The following is a 20,831-nucleotide window of genomic DNA, read 5'->3' as shown; positions in this document are numbered from 1 at the left end:
GATGAGTCCGCGTACTAATACATATATTCTCAAACAGCAAAAAAGTTGCGATAGAGGCGATACAGAGCGGATTTTGTGTTTCTCTAGTGGCTGAGAGAATCCAACAATGAGTAGTAAATACCAACGTGGGAATACGGGTCCGAAAAAGTTGAAGTGGCGATGGAAAGATGAGACTGACAATCGGTCGCTGCCCCAATCGTGGGCCGACAACGGTCGCACAGAATCTCCCGAAGAAGATGAGGTGCAACTGTATGCAATCCAGTGTCGGGCTGGGCTCTTACTTGAGTGGCTGGTGAATACACGAACAGGAAAGCTACTCAGAGGGCCACTGAGTGAGAAGCCAGGGATTCGTGTTCTGTACGTCACCGCTGACGGTGAGCATGCGGTCATGAAACAGTTGGAGGCCCGCGAAATTGAGGATAGTTGGAAGCCGCCCAAGCAGTTCACCAGCATCATCGCGAAGCATCTGGAGGAGGCTGATCCAGTTCCAGACTCCAGTCAGGACTACTACCGACGGGGGGTTGAGGACCTGTACGACGTGGAGTGAAAACGGCGCTCTCATACCAATATGCTCATATATGTAATATTGTAACCGCGAATATGCACGACCTGACAGCATTTCAACGAGACTTATTGTTCGTAGTTGCTGGGAAATCCAAACCCGCTGGTGTCGCAATCAAAGACGAAATTGAAGAATATTACGAGAAGAAGATTCATTACGGCCGACTTTATCCAAATCTGGATACGCTCATCGACAAAGGTCTCGTCGAGAAAGAGAAGAAAGACGGACGGACGAATGGCTACATAATCACCAATCGTGGGCGTCGAGAGCTTCAAGCCCGGTGCGACTGGGAGAATAAGTACTACAACTGACCAGATTCACGACTGTCGGCAGGCCAGATTTTGTGACTCTCTGGTGGCTGAGAGAGTATGGCTTCGCCACAGATCGACGTCGACGAGATTGTTGCAACGCTTGAGCAAATTCGCCAGCGCAGGCACAGCGCCCACACAGTCTTCCGAGACTGGGTCAACCTCATGCTGTTCGCACTGCAGGACCGAGACGATCCGTATCTGGAGATCGTCGACAACTATCGCGAGCGCGGCGACATGGACTATCCAGACGGACAGCGCTCGGTCGACCTCTTCGCCAAGGCGTTCGGCCAGCTGCAAGAACGGATGGCGGCTACCGACGCCGACGTTCTGGGTGCTGTCTACGAGGAATACGGAATGTCCAGCGATGCGTTCGGCCAGCACTTTACACCGCACTCTGTTTGCGAGACGATGGCCGAGATCGCCGGCGTTGGCGACGAGAGTGATACCGAGGACCGGCAGACGGTTTGTGACCCAGCCTGTGGGAGCGGTCGAACACTGCTGGTCGCCGGTCGAAAGCAGCCAGACGCGCTGTTTGTTGGGCAAGATAAGGACCCGCTGTGTGCCCGAATGACGGCGCTGAACTGCTGTTTCCTGAATCTGGACGCCTACGTTATTCAGGGCGACTCACTGACTGTCGAGTTTCAGCGAGCGTGGCAGACCTCGTACTCTTCGCTGGGTGGGAGTGTTCAAGAACTCGACGACGAGGAGGTCGAGGAGCTTCACGAGTGGGTGACCGACGACTTCGAGAATACGGTTGAGGCGGAGAACCGGTCCAGTCCAGCGCAGGGGGCAGATACGGACTCGGAAGGTCGAACACCACCGGCTACGGTGTCTGTCCAAAGTGAACAGGCAAGTCTGGGTGCGTTCGAGGGCAGCGATTGACGGCTGTTTTGTGAGCCCCAGTCGGGTGCGGGGCGTTCCAGTGAGAGCGTCCCCGAGAAGACCCATGTCAAGTGAACCAGACACAGAGCCGGATGCGGCTCCAGACTCAGTTGAAAAGGTCGAACGAACGGACTTTGGGTGCAGTATGGAGGCCCGGATGAAACGAGGAACCGGGACGCGAGACGAAGACAGTATGACGATCAAGTCGAAGGGTGAGACTGCCGAGGAGACGATTGCGGAGTTCTACAAGCTCTTGGAAGAGTACGAGCAGGAAATTGGTGGTCGGCTTCGGGATGTTCAGCCCGAGGAGGACGAGGCAGGCGAGGAAGACGGCGAGTAGGACTCTCCATTATACTGCCCAGCGGTTGGGTAGGTGTGACCGTGACGGCGGAACACACGGTTCTGTTAATTAGCGCGAGGCAGTGGCTAAACGCTTATATCCGAGGGTGGGCAATTTTTGCGTGGCAGGAACACTGTCACACGCTCCTTCCATCCCCTTTCCATGCCTGATGACACGCAGCGTCTCGGTCGCTGTCCAAACTGTGACGAGCGTATCACAACTCCGTGGCTGCTGGTTGAATACGAGAAAGACGATGGTACGGAGGGTATCTGGGCCGAGTGTCCGACGTGTGAAGACGTCGTTGCACCAGAGTAGTTCCGAACTCCCAGACTCGCGTTCTTCAGTCTGAGAGGCTTCGAGAAGTGACTAACCAACATTCAGAGTGGATTGTACGCTGGTGTTGGTTAGCCCCAACGTAGCAGGTTTTGAGAAGATCCAGAAGCCAAAACAACAATCGTAGCCGTTGATAGTAACGTACTAGCGTCCATACCGACGGTTGACTGAGTATTACAATAGGGGCCCGTCACGGTACCTGCGTGCGGTATCAACGCAGGCCCAGAGTATCACCCTCACCGCTGCGATGTTAGAACCATTCAGTATACTCGCCACAGTGGGTACACTCGGCACGGGTACGCCACTCGTCCCCGTGCTCGTGATCAACCGGTGCAACCTTGACTACCCGGATGTCGATGGAGCCACACTGTGGACATTGCCCCGGAATTTCCGCGTTGGCCACGCTGAACAATTGCCCCCATGAATGGTCCAGTCGTGGCTAAGTAATGATAGTTATGCTGCAGAAACATTGGTTGAGTGATGGACATGTAAGCAAGTATATGAGTTCATCACAGCCACTATCAATTACTGTGGGTATGGGGCTTTTTCAGAGAGTGTGAAATGGCTACGCTGTGGCCTGTGTATCCCTCACCCGAAGCGACGAGCGAGTTCATAAGCGACGGTAGTAGGAACAGTAATTGTGAGAATCACGAATGCGATCTCATCGACAGTCGGACCGGACTGCGTGAGCGAACTGTAGAATATCAAAGCGCCAGTAGCAAGCACCCCGACAACAGTTGATACGTATTCTGGGTCTGTCCACTGACTCGGAGGGTCTCTGGAGGGCATATGAGGAAGCTGTGTTTGTGTGGCGGGTAACGTTTTTGCAGTCTCCCTGTCCGTACGAATCTCGGCGTACATGGACCACCTGTACTGGCTGTTGCAGCGATAAATAGAGTTGCTGTATCTATAACAGCCGTTCTGTGTCTGAGATAATCTCGTTCGCTTCATCGCGTGTCCGCTTTGCGGCCTCCTGTGCGTACCCTTCGTGGGTCGTCTCGATGGATTTGTGCCGGAGTACGTCCTGTGCCAGCTGTGGGTTCTCGCGATAGATTTCTCGTCCGAGCCCACGGCGGGCACCGTGTGGCTTCAGTGGCTCCTCGAACTCGTAGTCGGACCACTCGCAGAGTTTGGCGAGGATATCCCGAGCCGACTGCGTCGTGATCGACGGCGTTGGGTCCAGTGCCTTCGCCGCGTTGTCGAGTCTGGGGAAGACGGCCTCGTTCTCGTCAGGCTCTCGGAGTTGCTTCCAGCGCCGGAGCGGGCGAAGCGCGTCGTCAAGGATCGGCGCAGATTCTCGGGTGCGGTTCTTGCCGAACACCTGCATTGTGCCGGCTTCGAGGTCGACGTGCCGCCACCGCAGGCCGTTTCGTTCCTCATCATCAGAAACAGCGACGAGTTCCGCGCTACGCGCACCGGAGTACGCGAGTAGAAAGACGAGTGCTTGGTCGCGGTAGGCCGCCGTGCGGTCGACGTCGTCGCTTTCGCCGGCGTCGTCGACGCGGGCAGTCGCAGTCGCACAGATGGCGTCGCGGTCCCGTGCAGTCCAGTACTGCTGGTCTGTTTCGGTCTCATCGGTCGGGAGCGGACCTTCGGCGTGGTTGGTCTTAGCCGGGTTCGTCGGAATCAGGCCCTCGTAGACAGCCCATGTGAGAAATGAGCGGACGTAGGCGAAGTAGCGACGGGCAGTCTCTGGTGAGATATCGTCCCGATCGTCGGCCCGGGCGAGGTCGCGAGCATACTGTCGACAGAGATCATCGTCGATGTCTTCGGGACTGGAGATGTTATGTTGGTCCCGGGACCAAGCTGCGAACTTCCGTAGCACGCTGGCGACGTTTGTTCGGTAGCGCCCGGAGTCGATATCGACCAGTCGTTTCTCGATGGCTGCTTCGAGGGCATCATCCCCGGGAGTAGCGTCGTATGCAGGCGGAAGACGATCCATGCTTCCCGTACAGCGGCGGCCCGCCTAAAACTGGTGGTGCTTACTGGCATAATACAAACCTAATCTGCGAACCCGAATATCGGCGTTTCAGGCACTCTGGTAGTAGAAATTCGGTACTTCTGTGTTTGGTAAAGTGTATGTAGCTATATCAATCTCGCTCAAAGTGAAGATGAGACTACAGCGGGATTAGCGGGGCTGTGATGCGTGGTTTCGGCCGAATCGATGCGCAGAAACTGATTCAGATCGCTTTCTGGCCGGACGTTATAGTTGGATAGTCAACTCATCCGGAGTGTTTCCGAGACCGCGGGTAGTGTAGCCACTCAGACGTCGCGCTACCACGGTTAGAGATCCTCGCTATCCGATGCCGGTTTCCTTCTTCAACAGCGTAAGCGTGTTGTCGGCCGTTACGATCGGCGAATGTTCATACTCACCGGTCAACTCGACCTGTACCAGCAAATCCACTGCTCGCCAGATAGAGTACAGCAGACACGCAAACGAGAAGTAAAAGAAGCGAAGCCCAAAATTCTTCGAGGTCGTCGCAGCCATGAACCGCTTGATCGATTTGTACCCGCTCTCTATCTCCCAGCGGTAGCCGTACTCAGTGAGGTGCCCACTCCCCCGATTCGTCATGAACACTGAATACTGCCGGTAATCGTCGTGCTCGGAGTCTTCTTTCCGGCGGTAGATCAGCGTCGTCTCGTGCCACTCGTTCTTGCCCAGATGAAGCTTGCGGTCGGTTTCATACCGGTCTTGGCCCCGCTGGAGTAACCGCTTGGCCTGGGCTTTCTCGCTGGTCTGCATCCGCTTGGGAACGACGTAGGAGAGTCCACGCTGGCTGATCATCTCCAAGACGTGCTGACTGTCGAACTCCCGGTCCATCAGTACGTTATCGACGTGGACCAACTCTTCAGCCGAATCCAGCAAGTCCTCGACGATTTCCTTTCGTGAATCTCCTCGTCGAACCGGTCGTGCATCAAGCACGAGCGGAACGGCGTTGCCGACTAACTGGACCGTCGCCCACTGATAGGCGTACTCGTCAGTCTTCTCCTTCGTTCCGATGATCTCGTCCTCGTGACCCGTTCTATCGCCTGTGAAGGGGGTAGCTTCGGTAATGTCGATTGCGACGATTCCGGCTCGAACGAACTGCTCTGTCTCGGCAACTTCGTTCAGGAGCCGAGTGATGGCCTGCCGGTACATCGCTCGAACCTGTTCAATCGAGAGGTCCCGAATCTGCTCCCGATGGGCGTGCCCCAGCGGCGTCCGATCCCGAGTCGATTCGTAGACGAAACTGCGAGCCCCTTCGTTCGCAGCCAGCCGCTCGCGAAGTCCGAGATACGTTTGTAAGTCCCAGTACGCGTTCTCATGGATTTCACAGCCATCACCACGGTCCAGCGAGAATGACGGGAAGACAACACGGCTGACGTGATCGCTGATCTTCGCTGCTTCTTCCAAAACAGTCTGGTCGTCCGGATCGGTCGGCCCAGACTCGTCATTATGATACTGGAGCTTTCGTTCTGGGTCACGAGGCACCGCAATACCGGCGTTCTGTGCGTTGATGAGGAGCGTCCGAGCCGTTCTCTCGACTGTCTCACGGAGGTCGGCACTGAAGCGCTTGTTCCAACTGCGCCAGAGTGTCGACTGGTCGGGAACGGAATTGAACCCGAGCGAGCGACGGGTTTCTGAGTGTTGCCGGAGATACTCGACGAGCGCGGTTTCGTGGTCCCAGGCGTGTATCTCCTTCACCAGGAACGCCCTGAAGAGCTGTGACATCTCGTATCGAGTCGGACCGCAGTACTGGTCGTGAGAATTGAACTCCACATAGGACAGTGGATACTGACAGACGAACCCCTCAACCGAGTCGTGGGCGTCGTGCTCAAACCAGATTCCCGAGACGGTCCGGAAATCCTCAGTGAGCGCCGGCAGTGAACTCCGGTCGTACAGTGGCGTCGAGTCGTAGGCCGGCCAGTCGAGATACTCTGTTGTCGCTATCGAACGGAAGACATCGCGCCGAGAGACGGCAGTCGGTGCCATCGGAGACACGTCTGCTGTTCTCGGCCAATGGTATGACGTTCTCTCTGACGCTCCCGTGGGGACTCAGGCCTCCTCAGCTTCGGGATCGTTCACAGACAGCAATCCCGTCGCCATCAGCCGCCGAGTGATCGCGACCAGCCCGTTGTCGAATCCGCGGCCAAAGATTCCTTGTTCGTGCTCACGGCCGTCTGCTCTCGTTTCGGTGAACGAACTCACCAAAATCGCCTCACGGTCGGCCAGCAACAGCCGACTGATTTCCGTATCGTCATCTGGAAGCGGTGACCGGCTCAGCCAGTCCAATCCTGAGACGAACACTTCGACACTAGGCAGGGCATCCTGAATTGTGGCCTGGAGGTCTTCATCGACTGTCCCAATGATGACGTTCACATCGCGTTCCTGAGCCGCCTGCAGCTGTTCGGCCAGCTGGTCGGTGAAAACACTCTCGTGGCCGACCACAAGGATCAACTCCTCTGTCGACCCCTCGATCAACTGCTGCGTCCGACTCGTAATGCCTTGGTCGCCGGAGATGGACCACACCTCGTGGGTGGCCTCTGTCGAGTCTCCCTTATCGGTCGGCTCGAGCCCACTCAGGGCACTTCGGAGTGACTCGGTGCGCTCGGCGTACTCCGACTGGAGGGTGTTGACAGCCTCGTCGATGGAGACTGCTCGAAATATCTGTGGGTTCGAGTGCTGGGTTTCTACCAGCCCCTTCGATTCCAATACGCGAATCGCGTCGTAGACGCGCGTCCGGGGAACTTCAGAGGTCTCGCTGATGTCCTTGGCCGTCCCGCGCTGGCGGCGTGCGAGCGCAACGAACGACTTGGCTTCGTACTCTTTGAGCCCGAGTTGTTGGAGCAATTCGATCGCTTGGTCTTGATTTGAAACATCTTCCATTGGTCCCAACCTCGACTGCTACCGTATGGTTCGTGCCCCGAGTGTTTAGTACGTCGCACCGAGATGCGCCAATGTCACCCAAATTATCACAGGATTACTTCGATTGTGAGTGGTCTGAGCGCTTTAAATTCGGTGCTATTCAGCTATTCACTCACTTAATCACAATACTTCTTTGTGCGGGTAGCACGGAGGGTAGAGTGACGTGTAGGCACAGATTTGGTCCCAACCTCTCTGTCGCTACACGTCAGAAACCACCATACACGGTGGTTTTCACGAGACTGGTCACGAATCAATGTCCGGCGATCCATCCGACCAAGCACGATCCACGGCCGTCAAACAGCTCAAAGCGCTCGGCCTCAGTACCTACGCTGCCCGGACATTCGTCGCCCTCGTCAGCCTCGGCGAGGGAACCGCCCAAGACGTGAGTGAAGTTGCCGATGTCCCCCGAACACGCGTCTACGACGCGGCTGACGAGCTTCATGACCGCGGTCTCGTTGACGTGAAACAGTCGAGCCCCCAGCGATATTGGGCCATTTCGACAGAGACGGCCGGCCGTCACTTCGAACAGGAGTACGACCACCGTGTGACGGTCCTGACAGACGCACTCGACCAGCTTGCATCGGCAGATCGCAGCACTGAACAGCAGGGTGTCTGGACGGTAACCGGCCGGGATACCGTGAGCGAACGCGTGGTGGATTTCATCTCGGCCGCGGATGATGAGGTCGTGTATATGACTGCCGAGGAGCTGCTGACCGACGAAATCGCTGAATGCCTCTCGACCGTCAGCGACCGTGGGGTCTCGATTCGGCTCGCAGAAATGTCCCAGTCCGTCGAAGCCCGGCTCGAACAGGATGTTCCTTACGCGCAACTGTTCGAATCGCTGTGGGACTGGTCGGATACGCCTGCTGGTCGCCTCCTAATGGTGGACCAAAATAAAACGCTCGTGAGTGTGCTCGTCGACGGCAACGGTGAACACCCACCCGAACCTCGTGACGAAACCGCTATCTGGGGCGCGGGTCAGACGAATAGCCTTGTCGTAGTCCTGAAAGCGCTGTTCACTTGGCAACTCGACAACAATCGCGACTCGCAAGATGAATAGTCACTCAGATACTCACAACAATGCTATACAGGCCCGGGTTCAATATACGGGGCCAGAAGCAATGGTGGTTGCTCCCGCTGTCGCTTCTTCCACAATAACTGGTGATCGCTAATGGGTGACGACACGAACAGAGTCGATGATTCGGAGATATCCGACCAGACCGACAGCACAGATGCGAGACCCCCGACAGTTCGTCACAACTGGCAGCAGTCGGGCCGGCCCAGTGTGATGGTCGTCGAAGCAGTTGCTGCAGCCACTGACCGGCCCACGACGGAACTCCCACCGCTGCAGGGAACTCTCGATGCAGATGCACTCGACACACTACTCAACGGACAGTCATCATCAGTAACAGTCTCCTTCAGGTACGCCGACACCGCCGTCTCGGTGAGCGAGAACGGAAGCATAGAAGTCCACGTCGATGGAGACCTCAGAGAGGAAAACGACGGATAGGAACTGTGGCCCATCAAAACACGCCACCGGACCACGACCATGCGACTGTTGCTCAATCAAATAACGATCAGGAGATAGACGACGATGTCTCTTCTTGGTGATCGTCGATGGCCTCAAGCAGTCTGAGAACATTTTGGAACTCTCGACCTCGATGCACAGTTCCCTGGCTGGTGTCGTACTCGATCACGTTCGCGTCCTGTAACTTCGGCAGGTGAACGTGGTGAAGCTCGATACCTCGATGTTCTACAGAACCGTTGCCATCGGGTTGCAGTGAATCCTCCCCTTCCAGGTGCTGTGTGAGTTGGTCGACAGTCGTCCCGTCGGGTGTGTCAGCCACCCGGCGGAGGATCTGTTGTCGCTGCTGGTTGGTCAGCAGCTTTAGTGCTGTCTCGGTCGTCATCCGCTGTTCTGAGTTGCTCATGAGTGGTCCCACCATGTCCAGTCGGGGCATCGGCTCGCAAGAACATGGACTAGATACTTCACGGAGCTAGCGGATACCCGTGTCGTTAACCCGGATCCTCAAAGTGTGTAGACAGTTCGCGGTGTATCTGGGAAAATTTGGGGAGAAAATGATCTCAAAACCGTATGCATTGAGACGGCCAGTCTCAACTTCTGCGCTCAAATTCTGACCTCTAAGAAACAACATAATTTTAGGACTCTAAGATAGGCCGGCTAGTTCGTGGGAATTCAGGGGTCTCAGCGGTTACGATGAGTCGAACATAATTCCATGTCTGACTATAATTTATATAGCATGAACCTATAGGGTATACCTATATGGTACAGTTACAGGGTGGTAGTAATGGCTGAGACACGCCGTGCAGCACTATACCTTGATAAGGGAGGTACTGGAAAAACAACAAGTGCGGTTCATCTGGGCGCTGCACTCAATGAGCTCGGTTATAGTGTGCTTGTAGTTGACTTAGCCGGGAAGCAGGGAGACTGCGCTGATGCACTTGGCATTCTTGAAGAGGTCCAGACTGACATTGAGAATGAGGACGACTTCCCAAATGTTGCGACAACGATGGGAAGTCGGTGGAGCGACGTGGCAGACATGGTCGGAGACGAGGAGGCAGTTGACCGACTGGTCTACCAGACTAACGCCGGTATTGATCTTATTCCGGCGCACCCAGATCTCGATGGACTGGATGCAGACCTAGGCAACATTGACAACGTTGACGAACGGTATAATCGACTCCAAACATTCTTAGACGAGTTTGTGGAGCCAGTCAACCGATGGGATGTAGTTCTACTGGATATGCCAGGACTCGCTAACAATATCACTTATAATGGCCTTTGGGCCGCTCAGAACGTTGTGACACCAGTCAGTATGGGTAGTTTCGAGCTTAAGCAAGCGCGCTCTCTTGAAGATGATCTTGAACAGATCCGCTCGAACTACGGGCAAGACGTACGACTAAGAATGCTCATTCCGAATCTGTTTGACAGGCGGACTACGCTCCATGCTGACCTCCTGGAACGCTTCGAGAAAGAGTTCGCGGATCTCGTGGCTCCAGAATTTGTCGTTGACTCACAGCAAATTCGGACCGTCACTGAAGCGGGTCAAACGTTGTTTGATCTCAATGAAGATAGCCTTCTAAAGACTGGCAAAGATGCGCGTGATGCATTCCTTGCAAACGCTGAAGAACTGTACTACCGACTTGGAGAGAGCCAATGACAGATAACGATATTGATGAGAGATTAGATGAGCTGCGAGAAGAGGAATCAACCGGAAACCGCTTAGATCGCGATGATCCCCAAAATCAGGCCTCTTTCGTTGATGTCCTTGTTGACGCGCTTGACTCAGCCGAAGCTGGGGACCTCTCTGAGACAGTTACTGCATATGACCCGACACTTGCAGCTGTCCTTCAGGCACTTGAGGAGGATGATCGAATGGACGATATATTTAATCAATTACGTGAGGCGTACGACGGAGAGTCGGGCCTCACAGACGAAAGCCGAAGCGCTATTATTCGACTAGCCGTCCGTGTAGGGCTTCAAGAGGGTACTGACGATGTCATGGATGACCTCAAGCAAGCCGTTGAAGATCGCCGGACGACCACCATCTAGTCCCTGTTAGTACAGCTGTAGCCAATGGAATTGTCCTATACCTAAACCCTATAGCAAAAACCTATAGTTTTAGCCTATGGCTTGGGGCTCAGGGTTGAAGTCGTGTAACCGCTTCTTGAAAATTATCACTAACCTCGGCCACGTAACCAATTCTCTGGAAAATTCCGATCTACATTCTTTCAAGATCACTACACAGAAAGCTCGTCAATCGGAGCCAGATACTGATTTTCCCACTCTCGATGGCCTTGGAGGTCTCGCACGCCACGCCTTGTCAGTCGATACTCATTTCCTCGTCCGTTCTTATCCATTTTCTTGATAAGTCCTTTCTCAGCCATTTCGTCCAGTTGCGGATACACGCGTCCGACTGTGATCTCCTCAGCATAGTATTCCTGCAGTTCGGCGGTGAGTTCTGTCCCCATCGGATTATCCATGCCTGCGATCACGACTAACATGTCACGTTTAAAACTATTCACATCGTACATCCTGTCAAACCAAACGCCACGTCCGAGAGTCATAATCTTATTTATTCGCACTCATCCGAACACGCCTTGGGAAGCCTCCTGAAGCGCTGTATCGCCTCTTTGCCTTACTCACAATGTTCGTTTTGTGCAGCCCTCACAGTCGGAGGTTCCACATAATGTCCAACCCACCAGACGACGCATTGCTGACCGAACTCGCAACCTACCAGAACCGAAAGCTCCTGCTCTGGCAACTTGCAGCAGACGGACGCACAATCTGTGGTATCCAGTTTGTCGCTCGTGAGCGCGACCTGCAGGGCGCGCCCGTCGATGAACAAGTCCAAGCCTTCGTCGACGATATGCTCTCGGACGGCGAGGTTCGACCAGAGTACGACGCGATGGCGGACTGGGGAGCCCTGGAAGCGAACCACGGCGACACCGCTGACCAGTACCTCTAGATCGGACTCTGCCGCAGGGCGATTTTGTGTCGCCTCCATGGCTGGAGGCTTTCCAGTATGTTGCCGACAACCGAACCACCGTTTGACCCGATCTTCGTCGATGAACCACTGCTTATCCCAAACTACAAACAGACGATCATCAGCAAAGTCGGCTTGCCATTCTACGCCGACGTTGACCGCCCCGATGAAGCGCCCGCTGACGAGCGCGAGCGAACTATCGACCTCGCGGAGCGAATCCTGCGTGCCGGCGGCGTCCGAACCGGCTTCGGACACCACGAGGAAGTCCGTACCTCGATGGAGTCGTGGGCTCCCAATGCCGACGAGGAATGCGACGCTGACCCCGGCTACTGGCGGTCGTCAGTTCTCTTGATGTCTCCCCAAGAGATGAACTTCGGACAGCTGGACGGCGAACCCGAGGAGAGGTACAAGAAGGCCAAGACCGTGCTTGCGTGGGCCGCCGACTGTATCGACAGCGACGTCCTTCAGGAGATCGAGCGGTCCCAAGCCGAGGACATCAAGCAAGCGTGGCGCGACGCCGCAGAAGCCGAACTGACTCAGCGCGAAATCGAGCAGTTCGCCGAGGACCCGCCGGAAGCGCTCGATGGGTGGACGAGACTTGACGCCAACCACGACGCTGTTGAGGTTGCCTACGTCGCTGACAACCATGGGACGCCGTCGGTCGCGGCCGTCTTTGAAGACGCTGACAGCGAGTTGGAGGCGCTTGAGTTCACGCTGGCGGCGTGGCAAGAGAACGACGGCAATCCTCGTCAGGCAAGGCCAAATCGGTACTGTGTCACGACTGACGGTGACGGGGCCTACGCCCAACTCCGGTCGCATCTGCTGACCTTCGAGGTTGAGCCGATGGAGGCACTCGAAGTGTAGGGCCATTCCTGCGCTGAGCATGGTCACATCCCAGGTTCACCACACCGTGTTTCGAGTGTAAACACTACTGCTGTCTGGTGGTTTTTCACCGGAAATGGTGGTGTGTCTGCACGCGTGAGCAGTAGTCATTTGATGGTGGCAGTACTGGATCGAATATGTCGTTCAGTGTCAACTGGCATACGCTGTTGGAGGAGGCTGATGAACTCCCATCTGATGCAGTGCTGGTGACACCGCTCTCACATACGCCATTCCGGATCAGTGAGACACAGGAACACCGAATCATCGTCGACTACGTCGAAAAGGATGAGACACGACCACTCCAGCGCGAACAGTTCGAAACGCTGTTTCGGCGGGTGCATGACGAACCAAATCAGGAGTTCGCTCTTGACCGATTGCCACCCGACGCCGAACCCTTCGCTACGGTCTGGTCGCTCCATCCACGAATAGAGATTGATGAAGACGCCGGCATCATCCGACAGAGCGACCTCGAAACCACGACACAGATCGCTACGACCGGCGATGAAGATAAAGAGACCGAGCGGACTGAGCCGGATCTGCAAGTGTACAGCGACGCACTCCTGTTGACTGATGCGCTTGAGCGCCACGACGTCGACATGTTTGGCGATACCGAGACGGATACGCTCGTGGACCTGTACACAATGCTGTCGGATGTCCAGCGCAGTGCCAACGACCTTCGGAAAGAGGTCGCTGACGTCATCCTGAGTCGGCTCCATCACGACCAACCAGTCAGCGGGCAGTTTGGCTCCGTCCAGCGAACTGCACGCCGTCAACGCTCGCTCAAAGACGAGGAGACTGTGCTGAACGCACTGGAAGCCGCTGGGATTGACCGCGAGCGCGTGACGAGTGTTGATCGAGACAAGGTGGACGATGCTCTTGAGGTGACCGAGCTGTCTGAGACAGATCTGTACGATATCGAGAGTACCGAGTACGTCCGCAAAGCCGATGTTGACGAGGAGACCAAAGAGACCCGTCTTCAGGGACTGAAAGATCGCCTTGTCGCCAGCGATGCTGACGATGACGAAGTTCAGCAACTCCAAGACGAGATTGCGGAACTCGAAGACCGCATCGAGGAGCTGACCTCGTTTGACTCCGGGGCGTCCTATCACACGTCTTCAGCGACCGAATAAGCGCTCATCAGCTGTCTGCTTGTAGTAGTTTGTTGTCGCCTCAAGTGAGCAAACACACTTCGTGAGTTCGCGGAGGGAGACACTAGGTGTAGCTGTTCTATCGGTTTGAACTGTCAGCAACAAAAACTCAGGCTCAAACACACACACCAGATTTTGAGTAAGGATTATACGATTAGTGTCGTAGAAGACGAGATAACTTGATCTGGAGTGAGGTCTTTACTCCAAACTAGGTGTGTTCCTCTAGTCTAGTTGTTCTAGTAAGTAGTAGTGTAGTCCGTGTAGAGACAACAAACGTGTCGCCACAACCCTCTATGTTGCTTCTCTCCGCCCCGACCTACCTGTCTTTCTTACTCCAAACTAGGTGTGTGTCTCCCTCCCTCTTACTCAAAATCTGGTGTGGGTCAGCTAAGTTTTGTGTAAGACGGAAATCCTGATATCTGTCTTTTCACTCAGTTTTCGGTGCATCTTACTCATAATCAGGTACCTAAGTTTTATTTCGCTGACTGCTGTCTAACTCTAATAATGGATAGCGAGGACGGGTCAGAGACACTCCATAGCGTATTTGATAGTGTCGATAAGAGCGGAGGAAGAATCTTTGAGCAACGTGAGATCCTTCAAATTGACTATGTACCCAGTGAAAAACGAATCGTCGGGCGGGATGAACAGATAGAGAAAGTTGCTGAGGAGATTGGGCCAATTGTCGTCGGGAAGCCGCCGAATTCGATCATCATCTACGGGAAAACCGGATGTGGGAAGTCACTCGTCGCAAAGCACGTCTCCAAGATTGCTCGGGAAGAAGCTGAAAACCGGGATGTGAAGCTTGCTACAGGATATATTAATTGTCAGCAGGCAAAGGGTAACTCTGACGCTCTGAGCAAATACGGTCGTGCAATCAACCCACCAGAAAGCGGTGTAAAGTTTCCGGCACGCGGGATTTCAGAGAACGAGTATTTTGAACGGGTGTGGTCGGTCCTGAACGAATTTTATGACGCTGCAATCATTGTCTTAGACGAAGTTGACAAACTCAATAACGACGATCTTCTGATGGCCTTGTCAAGAGCCGGGGAAGACGGGAGTGTTGACGTTCCAATTGGAGTGATAGCGGTATCAAACAAAATCAACTATCGGGACAAAATGAGCGAACGGACAAAGAGTTCGTTCGGTCATAACGAGTTTATTTTTGAACCTTATGATGCGGAGCAAATTCGAGAGATCCTTCAAAATCGGACCGATGCCTTCGTTGACGGCGTCCTTGACGAGGGGGTCATTCCTCGTGCTGCGGCACTGAGCGCTAAGGAACATGGAGACGCACGAAAGGCTATGCGCCTCCTCCGGTATGCTGGTGACCAAGCAAACAAGGAGAACGCTGAGCGAGTAAAAGAGTCACACCTTTCGGATGCACGCGCCTCAGCAGAGTCTGACCGGTTGCTTGAATTGATTTCTGGGCTTCCGCCCCATAGCAAGCATGTTCTAGTCGCGCTAGCGAACCTCAGTCAGAACCACCCAGACCGAGAATGGTTCCGGACGATGCGAATACGCGAGATGTATCTCAATATTTGTGAGCAGAGTGGGGCAGATCCGCTTTCAACAGAACGGACCCGACAGCTACTCAACGAACTCTGCTTCTTAGAGATTGCAGGGAGTCGACGAGGGACTGGAGAAGGGAAAGGGCACTATAGCCAGTACACTCTCCTGTGGGACGCAGATATCGTCCTCACACTTGAAACCTGAATTACAGTCTCTTTCTCCGGCGAGGCGAATTCCTTGGGGTTGCGCTCATTTCGTGAGACGTAACCAGAACTCGCTACGTGCCCAGCTACGCCAGCTGTTCTCACCAAAATTCTGTTTTTTGGCCCCCAGTCAGGTGCGGGGCGGTCCAGTGAGAGCGTCCCGACAGTACCCATGGCATCGAAGACCACCAACGGCAAGCAGACCGGAGAAAAGCACCCAGCATCTAGCGAAGCGCAGTTCCCAGACCTCACAGTCCGCGCCGAAGGGACCGCAGATCGACTTCGACGAGTCAATGAACCCGGGAAGGCCGATTGTCTCGAAACAGTCGAGGTCGAGCTAGCTGTCGAGTACGATATCGACTCCTACGACGAGTGGCGCAATCTCGTCGACCCAGACTACGCCATACACGGACGGACCGTTGAGAAGGGCACGATCATCGACGACTTGCTCGACAGACTTGAAGGCCACTACCGCCGGCAGTCGTCCTCTAGGTATGAAGCCCCGGACTGGAATCTCACGGTGACCGGCTCGGCGACTGCTTGGCGACGACTCCTCATGGAATTTTCCCAGATGCGCGGTTCAGATTCCGACCGTGCCCACAAAGGCACTCTTCGTCTCAAACGGTTGCTCGCCGCAGGCCTAGTAGACACAGGCGCAGCGCTGGCTGCCCTCGAACTCATCAACCAGTATGACTTGGACAGGGCCACGGACACGTTCATCGCAGAAGTGACGGACGACACGGACGGCGAGTAGCCAACTCGTCCTATATCGCTCTCGGCTCTTACCGAAGACAGCAAAACACTGGTATCTGTCTCGAGATTGGTAGATCGGGCTGTGCAAGATGCACAGCGCGAGTCTTACACCAACCCCGCTCTGGATTATAGAGAATCCGAATCAGCGGCACAGAAGTGCTACTTCTTGCGTTTCTAGGGTTCTAATCCATATTCCCCTGGATCATACTCACCAAGAACGGGAACAGATAGTATCAGTGTTCCACACACAGCCAGAGAAACCCAGAAAATATCTACACTGAGTGGGCCTACAGTGGCCGGACTACTGCCCGGGTTAGAGAGTACGATAGTCATTATTGCCCCGCATACACCAAGAATTGGGAGTCGGTAATGGTGGATTTTTGCCAATATTCGGAGCACGTTTCAACAGTTTCTGCAATTTCCAATCGTAATATTGTTTTTGTATACTCAAACCACACCTCGGATAGCCGGGCTAATTCAGCAGATTAGGAATAGTATGGCTGCCATCGTCGTGCTGACTGTACCCTCTGAGTCGGTCACCGCGTTTATGACAGAAATGGCAGGAGTCCGTTGAGAGACTGCTGAATAGAAGGCGCGTATCCCGCAACGGAAGTCACACCGCAGCCCGCACAGTCGAGGGAACTGATGAGAAGTAGTCACGACGGTACGAATAGCCGGAACGGACGAAAAAACCGGGCCAGAGCGCGCCGGGTGTTGTCCCTGACGAACGCCCACGCCCCGATTTTCGACTCGTCGAGGTGCCACTGACCGCCGTCCCTGTAGGCGGTGTCCGCCTGCTCGTGGTAGTCCAGTGCCTCGCGGACACGTGACTCGGTCATATCACAGGCATCAGCGAGTTCCGGGACCGTCTTCGGACCGTCCTTCAGTTCCTCGGCGACGAGGTGGCCGACCTGCATCGACAGAAACACTTCGCTGGAATCGGCTTCAGCCATCCCGTCGTCGCCCGACAGAATGCCTTCCCGGAGGCTATAGAGTGCGTCCAGCAGAAGCCAGCCACCGCCGCCGACTCCGACCGCGGCGACTGTCGCGTCTCCTTGCGCCCAATAGGCGACCCCACCGGCAGCTACGGCAACGAGACCGAGTACGAGTCGGAAATGGCGTTCATCCAGTCCGGGCAACGGACGCGCGAGTTCGGCGGATTCGCCCACGAGCACGACAGCTGCGACGATGATGGCCTGCGACCAAGTGAAACCGAACACGATACCGAACAGCGCAATCAGCCCCACAGCGTAGGCGGCACGGCGGACGGGGCTGGTGCCCAGCAGAGAGTCAGTCAGGGACATTATGTGTCAGGAAGGGACCCGATTCTTAAAACAATCGGGCCACGGTTTCATCGTCGGAACCACCAGTGCAAATGTGTCGTTGCTGTCTTCATACTCTACATCTTGCACGGCAACTAGTGACAACATCATCAGGTCGACAACTGTTTCACTGTATCAGGCAAGACTCTCGCTCTCTGTCGGTTTGTGCTTCCCTCGGGGCCGGAGTTTAAATACGATGACGAACGCAACCAAGCGTGTGACTGACCGAAATCCTGAGTACGATCCCGCTGATATCCTCGGCGCAACGAGTTCCGACCCTGAAACGAGGGGGAACGGACGGGAACGAGTCCTCGACTCCACCAAGTATCCCGACCGTACAGAGGATGATGCTCGCACCTGTTCGACCTGCGGACAGGACATTCCTCGTGGTGAACGCCAGTGTCCGTTCTGCGCTCAAACCGGTATCTCAGAGACTTCGTCCGACGATCAGGATAGCAGCCCACTTGGGGAGTGGACGTTCGGGCGGGTAGTACTCGCGCTCGTCGAAGCGAACACTGACTTCCATGCACGAGCCCTCGGCGCTGCGGCCTTCTCCGTTTCCGACAGCATCGCGAGCGGCGAGGATGTCTCCCATGGAACCGTGAAGTGTCGAGCAGCGTTCGGGACCGAGCCAGCCGCCACTCTCACGAAGGGCTGGCCCGACCTGCCGACCGAAACCACGGTCGACGAGGAACCCGGACAGGCACTCTTGGAGACAGCCGACGAGCAGACCAACTGGGATGGAGACGACGTCCAGCCACGGATCTATCTCGAGGACGGGTCGCCGGTCACCGACCGCTCGGAGTTCCAGCAGCTCACGGATGAGTTCCGGGAGGACGACGGCACGTACTGGCTTGTTCCCGGTGTCGTGCAGCGCCATCAGGCAAGAGCCGAACCGGAGATAATCGGTATCGGGTTCCACTGTCGGCAGTGTGGCGCCGTGACGGGACACGAATCACACGGGCTGGACGGCTTCGAGTGCCACCCACATCTTGACCGGCTGATCTGGACCTGCAGGGAGTGTGGGCACCACCGACACGAGCCCGAACAGGAAGATAACACGGCGGACGTCACGGGCTATGAGCATCTTCCCGACGGCGTCTCACCGGAGGATATCCACGGCGACGAGCCAGACTTCCAAGAACAAGAGTTTCAGGACCAGGTCAGTGCCTATCGCGAGCGGAATGGCTTCTTCCCGTGGGAGCGGTAGCTGTCGTGTCGGCAAAGCGTAACGGGTGCTGTGAAGACACAGCGTGTCATAGAACTGTTCACAGTCACTATTCGGTTCTTGATCGACGGTCAGTATAGCTGAGCAGCCGAAAGGATGTGTCCGGTTCTCGGGTGAAAGTCGGAGATTTCCCTCTATATTGAGCACATACCAGAAGCAGACGAATTAACCCGGGTGTACGATTTATATGCAAACAATGAGTCAGATGTATTTGAATGTCAGTTGATCCAAGTGGACTTCCCAGTTACATTCTCTTGTTGTGCGTTGCAATAGGTGGTGCAATGGCCCTTCAGAAGGGGATGCTAGCTTCAGGATACGTAATATTCGGAAATACCATCCGAACGATGAACGTTTTTGGGGTTATAGGTGCTTTCGCTCTGCTTATTATGGTAATCGCCTACGGAAGGTGGCTCTAATGCAATTGGGACTATTCGAATACATCTCAAACCAGTTGCCCAGCATTTTCACTGGATTGACTATGGCGATAATCGGTCTAAGCGTCTACGAAGCAGGGGATGGCTACTTCCTATCTGGGGGCAGCTTCCGGGGAAAGCATGAGGCAGTTATAATACTTCTTGGAAGCCTGATTGGTGTCTCTCTATTTACCCCACAAATCAAGAGCATCTGGGTATCAATACTTCCTCAACTTCATCCTGCGCAAATCGTCGGCGGATTACTGCTGCTGGGGATGGTTGCTGTGAATGAAACCACTGGATGGAATCATTTAGAATTAAAATCAATTGTGTTTTACATAGCTGGCGCCGTCCTCATTGTTCGGCCAGATGTAATTTATCTGGTCTTCTGAGCGATCATTGACTCACAGAGTGTGGTAGTGATTCGGTGAGCTTGAGAGTGTTGCGACTCAAAATAATATATATTCAAATATATTCAGCCGGATTTATTTTTACTACTAAACTAACTACCATATGGACCCAAAAGAGCATCCAGAGCAGAAGAAATCTGTCAGCCTTGACCAGATCGGTGAGGCGATTGGTGATGCAGAAAGTGTTGACGATGAGTTTTGGGAAATTAGCTTAAAACAAGGTGAGGACACTTTCTCTAGAGGATATGATGAAGCCAGTACCCGGCGGCAACAGGCAATTGAAATGGTAAAAGTTGCTCTTCTATTAGGCTCGTTGTACCTTGCGCTGTATCGCTTCGGAGGTGATAATATCGGGGTAGAGTCTAATCCCTATTTCGCAGCTCTTCCGTTCATATTCCTTTCAATAGCTGTCACAAGCTACATTCTTGGATACTATGAACTTAGCGGTCAAGTTGCTGGCCCCTCATCTGCCAATTTACACTCTGCTTTAGAGAGTGGTTATGATTCAACTGAATATAAACGAATAATGTCAGCAGTTTATTTCAAGTGGTCCGATGATAATATGGATCTTCTACATAAAGAAGCGCGTCGATTTGGCTGGGGAACTGCTTTTCTACTTTCTTCTCTAGTAGCGATTGTTCTACTGGTTTTGCTAGGATAATACCTGCTACTGGGCAAGTCCATCTCAACTGAATAGACTGGCTCCCCGTCCGTTTCTGTGGGGGAGAGCCGGACACGCATTCGTCTTTAGCTAACACCAGTAGTAATTTTCAGAATTATAATTATAACTACAGAGATTAGGAAGAGCAATTCCGTCGGTCGAAGCGCTGTTCCTTGTCAAATCCTACGATGACCAACGCTAAAATCGGTGTTTTTCGACGTTCTATTGTGGTTTGAAGGCAAAATTCGACCGAAAATCACGGTCTAACAGTATTACTATGAGTATTATCTAAAGACGAATTGCCGGACACGTTCTCCCCCAAATTAACAGCGGCTGGGGTCGATCCATCGCAGAACTCTAGAAACCATAGCCGCAAATCTAGTGCCGCGTCAAGTCTGAACTGCTAGAATTAATCGAGAGACGCTGTATCGTGGGAATCTAGCGATTTACGACTGAAGCG

Annotated in this window: 24 protein-coding genes; 18 read left to right on the top strand and 6 right to left on the bottom strand. The window is 54.3% G+C overall.

All coding sequences use genetic code 11. The features are described 5' to 3' along the window. Nucleotides 1-106: 106 nt before the first annotated feature. The 5 genes from DVK00_RS22405 to DVK00_RS21885 all read left to right on the top strand — a co-directional run bounded on the left by DVK00_RS22405 (nucleotide 107) and on the right by DVK00_RS21885 (nucleotide 2,410). On the top strand, nucleotides 107-547 hold the full coding sequence (locus DVK00_RS22405; RefSeq protein WP_121578373.1) for a hypothetical protein: 441 nt from the start codon (nucleotides 107-109) through the stop codon (nucleotides 545-547). Nucleotides 548-600: 53 nt separating this feature from the next. Next, nucleotides 601-873, top strand: a complete 273-nt coding sequence (locus DVK00_RS19500) for a PadR family transcriptional regulator (RefSeq protein WP_007188981.1) — start codon at nucleotides 601-603, stop codon at nucleotides 871-873. Nucleotides 874-930: 57 nt separating this feature from the next. Continuing rightward, on the top strand, nucleotides 931-1,755 hold the full coding sequence (locus DVK00_RS19495) for an N-6 DNA methylase (protein WP_121578372.1): 825 nt from the start codon (nucleotides 931-933) through the stop codon (nucleotides 1,753-1,755). A 64-nt stretch (nucleotides 1,756-1,819) separates the two neighbouring features. Continuing rightward, entirely contained in the window at nucleotides 1,820-2,095 is a 276-nt protein-coding gene (locus DVK00_RS19490) for a hypothetical protein (RefSeq protein WP_121578371.1), read from the top strand. 162 nt (nucleotides 2,096-2,257) lie between these two features. After that, the gene (locus DVK00_RS21885; RefSeq protein ID WP_199722500.1) at nucleotides 2,258-2,410 is read left to right on the top strand and encodes a hypothetical protein; all 153 of its coding nucleotides are present in this window, start codon (nucleotides 2,258-2,260) and stop codon (nucleotides 2,408-2,410) included. A 925-nt stretch (nucleotides 2,411-3,335) separates the two neighbouring features. Here DVK00_RS21885 and DVK00_RS19480 read toward each other — a convergent pair. The 3 genes from DVK00_RS19480 to DVK00_RS19470 all read right to left on the bottom strand — a co-directional run bounded on the left by DVK00_RS19480 (nucleotide 3,336) and on the right by DVK00_RS19470 (nucleotide 7,295). Beyond that, nucleotides 3,336-4,370 carry a site-specific integrase gene (locus DVK00_RS19480; protein ID WP_121578370.1) on the bottom strand — a complete coding sequence of 345 codons (1,035 nt, stop codon included), beginning with the start codon at nucleotides 4,368-4,370 and terminating at the stop codon, nucleotides 3,336-3,338. Nucleotides 4,371-4,724: 354 nt separating this feature from the next. After that, complete coding sequence (locus tag DVK00_RS19475) at nucleotides 4,725-6,401, bottom strand: transposase (RefSeq protein WP_121578369.1); 1,677 nt, start codon at nucleotides 6,399-6,401, stop codon at nucleotides 4,725-4,727. Between the two features lie 63 nt (nucleotides 6,402-6,464). Further along, nucleotides 6,465-7,295, bottom strand: a complete 831-nt coding sequence (locus DVK00_RS19470) for a TrmB family transcriptional regulator (protein ID WP_199722499.1) — start codon at nucleotides 7,293-7,295, stop codon at nucleotides 6,465-6,467. 292 nt (nucleotides 7,296-7,587) lie between these two features. Here DVK00_RS19470 and DVK00_RS19465 point away from each other — a divergent pair, with 292 nt between their 5' ends. After that, nucleotides 7,588-8,394, top strand: a complete 807-nt coding sequence (locus DVK00_RS19465; protein ID WP_121578368.1) for a TrmB family transcriptional regulator — start codon at nucleotides 7,588-7,590, stop codon at nucleotides 8,392-8,394. Nucleotides 8,395-8,505: 111 nt separating this feature from the next. Next, nucleotides 8,506-8,844: a HalOD1 output domain-containing protein gene (locus DVK00_RS19460; RefSeq protein WP_121578367.1), complete on the top strand. Its 339-nt coding sequence runs from the start codon at nucleotides 8,506-8,508 to the stop codon at nucleotides 8,842-8,844. 67 nt (nucleotides 8,845-8,911) lie between these two features. On the opposite strand, the gene DVK00_RS19455 is transcribed toward DVK00_RS19460, so the two are convergent. Further along, nucleotides 8,912-9,265 (bottom strand): hypothetical protein, encoded by a 354-nt coding sequence (locus tag DVK00_RS19455; protein WP_233560848.1) that lies wholly within the window; start codon nucleotides 9,263-9,265, stop codon nucleotides 8,912-8,914. 378 nt (nucleotides 9,266-9,643) lie between these two features. On the opposite strand from DVK00_RS19455, the gene DVK00_RS19450 reads away from it, so the two are divergent. After that, the gene (locus DVK00_RS19450; protein WP_121578365.1) at nucleotides 9,644-10,516 is read left to right on the top strand and encodes a ParA family protein; all 873 of its coding nucleotides are present in this window, start codon (nucleotides 9,644-9,646) and stop codon (nucleotides 10,514-10,516) included. Next, nucleotides 10,513-10,908, top strand: a complete 396-nt coding sequence (locus tag DVK00_RS19445) for a hypothetical protein (RefSeq protein ID WP_080510005.1) — start codon at nucleotides 10,513-10,515, stop codon at nucleotides 10,906-10,908. Before DVK00_RS19450 ends, DVK00_RS19445 begins: the two co-directional genes overlap by 4 nt. A 188-nt stretch (nucleotides 10,909-11,096) precedes the next feature. Here DVK00_RS19445 and DVK00_RS19440 read toward each other — a convergent pair whose 3' ends face one another. Beyond that, nucleotides 11,097-11,423: a PadR family transcriptional regulator gene (locus tag DVK00_RS19440; protein WP_121578364.1), complete on the bottom strand. Its 327-nt coding sequence runs from the start codon at nucleotides 11,421-11,423 to the stop codon at nucleotides 11,097-11,099. A gap of 122 nt (nucleotides 11,424-11,545) precedes the next feature. Between DVK00_RS19440 and DVK00_RS19435 the strand changes: the two genes are divergently transcribed. From DVK00_RS19435 to DVK00_RS19415, 5 genes are all read left to right on the top strand, one after another. After that, nucleotides 11,546-11,824, top strand: a complete 279-nt coding sequence (locus tag DVK00_RS19435) for a hypothetical protein (protein ID WP_121578363.1) — start codon at nucleotides 11,546-11,548, stop codon at nucleotides 11,822-11,824. A 57-nt stretch (nucleotides 11,825-11,881) separates the two neighbouring features. Beyond that, nucleotides 11,882-12,706, top strand: a complete 825-nt coding sequence (locus tag DVK00_RS19430; RefSeq protein WP_121578362.1) for a hypothetical protein — start codon at nucleotides 11,882-11,884, stop codon at nucleotides 12,704-12,706. 155 nt (nucleotides 12,707-12,861) lie between these two features. Next, the gene (locus DVK00_RS19425; RefSeq protein ID WP_121578361.1) at nucleotides 12,862-13,854 is read left to right on the top strand and encodes a hypothetical protein; all 993 of its coding nucleotides are present in this window, start codon (nucleotides 12,862-12,864) and stop codon (nucleotides 13,852-13,854) included. A 522-nt stretch (nucleotides 13,855-14,376) separates the two neighbouring features. Then, nucleotides 14,377-15,585, top strand: a complete 1,209-nt coding sequence (locus DVK00_RS19420; RefSeq protein ID WP_121538027.1) for an orc1/cdc6 family replication initiation protein — start codon at nucleotides 14,377-14,379, stop codon at nucleotides 15,583-15,585. Nucleotides 15,586-15,756: 171 nt separating this feature from the next. Then, nucleotides 15,757-16,338 carry a hypothetical protein gene (locus tag DVK00_RS19415; RefSeq protein ID WP_121578360.1) on the top strand — a complete coding sequence of 194 codons (582 nt, stop codon included), beginning with the start codon at nucleotides 15,757-15,759 and terminating at the stop codon, nucleotides 16,336-16,338. A 655-nt stretch (nucleotides 16,339-16,993) separates the two neighbouring features. Here the strand turns inward: DVK00_RS19415 and DVK00_RS19410 are convergent. Further along, nucleotides 16,994-17,641, bottom strand: a complete 648-nt coding sequence (locus DVK00_RS19410) for a hypothetical protein (protein ID WP_121538023.1) — start codon at nucleotides 17,639-17,641, stop codon at nucleotides 16,994-16,996. 214 nt (nucleotides 17,642-17,855) lie between these two features. Between DVK00_RS19410 and DVK00_RS19405 the strand changes: the two genes are divergently transcribed. From DVK00_RS19405 to DVK00_RS21260, 4 genes are all read left to right on the top strand, one after another. Next, nucleotides 17,856-18,869 (top strand): hypothetical protein, encoded by a 1,014-nt coding sequence (locus tag DVK00_RS19405; protein WP_121578359.1) that lies wholly within the window; start codon nucleotides 17,856-17,858, stop codon nucleotides 18,867-18,869. Nucleotides 18,870-19,102: 233 nt separating this feature from the next. Then, nucleotides 19,103-19,303 carry a hypothetical protein gene (locus tag DVK00_RS21265; protein ID WP_058992169.1) on the top strand — a complete coding sequence of 67 codons (201 nt, stop codon included), beginning with the start codon at nucleotides 19,103-19,105 and terminating at the stop codon, nucleotides 19,301-19,303. Between the two features lie 62 nt (nucleotides 19,304-19,365). After that, on the top strand, nucleotides 19,366-19,692 hold the full coding sequence (locus tag DVK00_RS19400; RefSeq protein WP_147435934.1) for a hypothetical protein: 327 nt from the start codon (nucleotides 19,366-19,368) through the stop codon (nucleotides 19,690-19,692). A 121-nt stretch (nucleotides 19,693-19,813) separates the two neighbouring features. Beyond that, nucleotides 19,814-20,371: a hypothetical protein gene (locus tag DVK00_RS21260; RefSeq protein WP_058992165.1), complete on the top strand. Its 558-nt coding sequence runs from the start codon at nucleotides 19,814-19,816 to the stop codon at nucleotides 20,369-20,371. Nucleotides 20,372-20,831 lie beyond the last annotated feature (460 nt).

Source organism: Haloarcula sp. Atlit-47R, from assembly GCF_003665985.1.
Taxonomy (GTDB): domain Archaea; phylum Halobacteriota; class Halobacteria; order Halobacteriales; family Haloarculaceae; genus Haloarcula; species Haloarcula taiwanensis.
This window is presented reverse-complemented; position numbering and strand designations above follow the sequence as displayed.

Excerpts from the sequence above, each read along its gene's own strand:
- DVK00_RS21260 (WP_058992165.1), top strand. The coding sequence starts at position 19,814 with ATGGACCCAAAAGAGCATCCAGAGCAGAAGAAATCTGTCAGCCTTGAC.
- DVK00_RS19435 (WP_121578363.1), top strand. The coding sequence starts at position 11,546 with ATGTCCAACCCACCAGACGACGCATTGCTGACCGAACTCGCAACCTAC.
- DVK00_RS19480 (WP_121578370.1), bottom strand. The coding sequence starts at position 4,370 with ATGGATCGTCTTCCGCCTGCATACGACGCTACTCCCGGGGATGATGCC.
- DVK00_RS22405 (WP_121578373.1), top strand. The coding sequence starts at position 107 with ATGAGTAGTAAATACCAACGTGGGAATACGGGTCCGAAAAAGTTGAAG.
- DVK00_RS19415 (WP_121578360.1), top strand. The coding sequence starts at position 15,757 with ATGGCATCGAAGACCACCAACGGCAAGCAGACCGGAGAAAAGCACCCA.
- DVK00_RS21265 (WP_058992169.1), top strand. The coding sequence starts at position 19,103 with ATGTCAGTTGATCCAAGTGGACTTCCCAGTTACATTCTCTTGTTGTGC.
- DVK00_RS21885 (WP_199722500.1), top strand. The coding sequence starts at position 2,258 with ATGCCTGATGACACGCAGCGTCTCGGTCGCTGTCCAAACTGTGACGAG.
- DVK00_RS19425 (WP_121578361.1), top strand. The coding sequence starts at position 12,862 with ATGTCGTTCAGTGTCAACTGGCATACGCTGTTGGAGGAGGCTGATGAA.
- DVK00_RS19470 (WP_199722499.1), bottom strand. The coding sequence starts at position 7,295 with ATGGAAGATGTTTCAAATCAAGACCAAGCGATCGAATTGCTCCAACAA.
- DVK00_RS19400 (WP_147435934.1), top strand. The coding sequence starts at position 19,366 with ATGGCGATAATCGGTCTAAGCGTCTACGAAGCAGGGGATGGCTACTTC.
- DVK00_RS19465 (WP_121578368.1), top strand. The coding sequence starts at position 7,588 with ATGTCCGGCGATCCATCCGACCAAGCACGATCCACGGCCGTCAAACAG.
- DVK00_RS19440 (WP_121578364.1), bottom strand. The coding sequence starts at position 11,423 with ATGACTCTCGGACGTGGCGTTTGGTTTGACAGGATGTACGATGTGAAT.
- DVK00_RS19450 (WP_121578365.1), top strand. The coding sequence starts at position 9,644 with ATGGCTGAGACACGCCGTGCAGCACTATACCTTGATAAGGGAGGTACT.
- DVK00_RS19405 (WP_121578359.1), top strand. The coding sequence starts at position 17,856 with ATGACGAACGCAACCAAGCGTGTGACTGACCGAAATCCTGAGTACGAT.
- DVK00_RS19455 (WP_233560848.1), bottom strand. The coding sequence starts at position 9,265 with ATGAGCAACTCAGAACAGCGGATGACGACCGAGACAGCACTAAAGCTG.
- DVK00_RS19430 (WP_121578362.1), top strand. The coding sequence starts at position 11,882 with ATGTTGCCGACAACCGAACCACCGTTTGACCCGATCTTCGTCGATGAA.
- DVK00_RS19475 (WP_121578369.1), bottom strand. The coding sequence starts at position 6,401 with ATGGCACCGACTGCCGTCTCTCGGCGCGATGTCTTCCGTTCGATAGCG.
- DVK00_RS19490 (WP_121578371.1), top strand. The coding sequence starts at position 1,820 with ATGTCAAGTGAACCAGACACAGAGCCGGATGCGGCTCCAGACTCAGTT.
- DVK00_RS19420 (WP_121538027.1), top strand. The coding sequence starts at position 14,377 with ATGGATAGCGAGGACGGGTCAGAGACACTCCATAGCGTATTTGATAGT.
- DVK00_RS19495 (WP_121578372.1), top strand. The coding sequence starts at position 931 with ATGGCTTCGCCACAGATCGACGTCGACGAGATTGTTGCAACGCTTGAG.
- DVK00_RS19445 (WP_080510005.1), top strand. The coding sequence starts at position 10,513 with ATGACAGATAACGATATTGATGAGAGATTAGATGAGCTGCGAGAAGAG.
- DVK00_RS19460 (WP_121578367.1), top strand. The coding sequence starts at position 8,506 with ATGGGTGACGACACGAACAGAGTCGATGATTCGGAGATATCCGACCAG.
- DVK00_RS19410 (WP_121538023.1), bottom strand. The coding sequence starts at position 17,641 with ATGTCCCTGACTGACTCTCTGCTGGGCACCAGCCCCGTCCGCCGTGCC.
- DVK00_RS19500 (WP_007188981.1), top strand. The coding sequence starts at position 601 with ATGCACGACCTGACAGCATTTCAACGAGACTTATTGTTCGTAGTTGCT.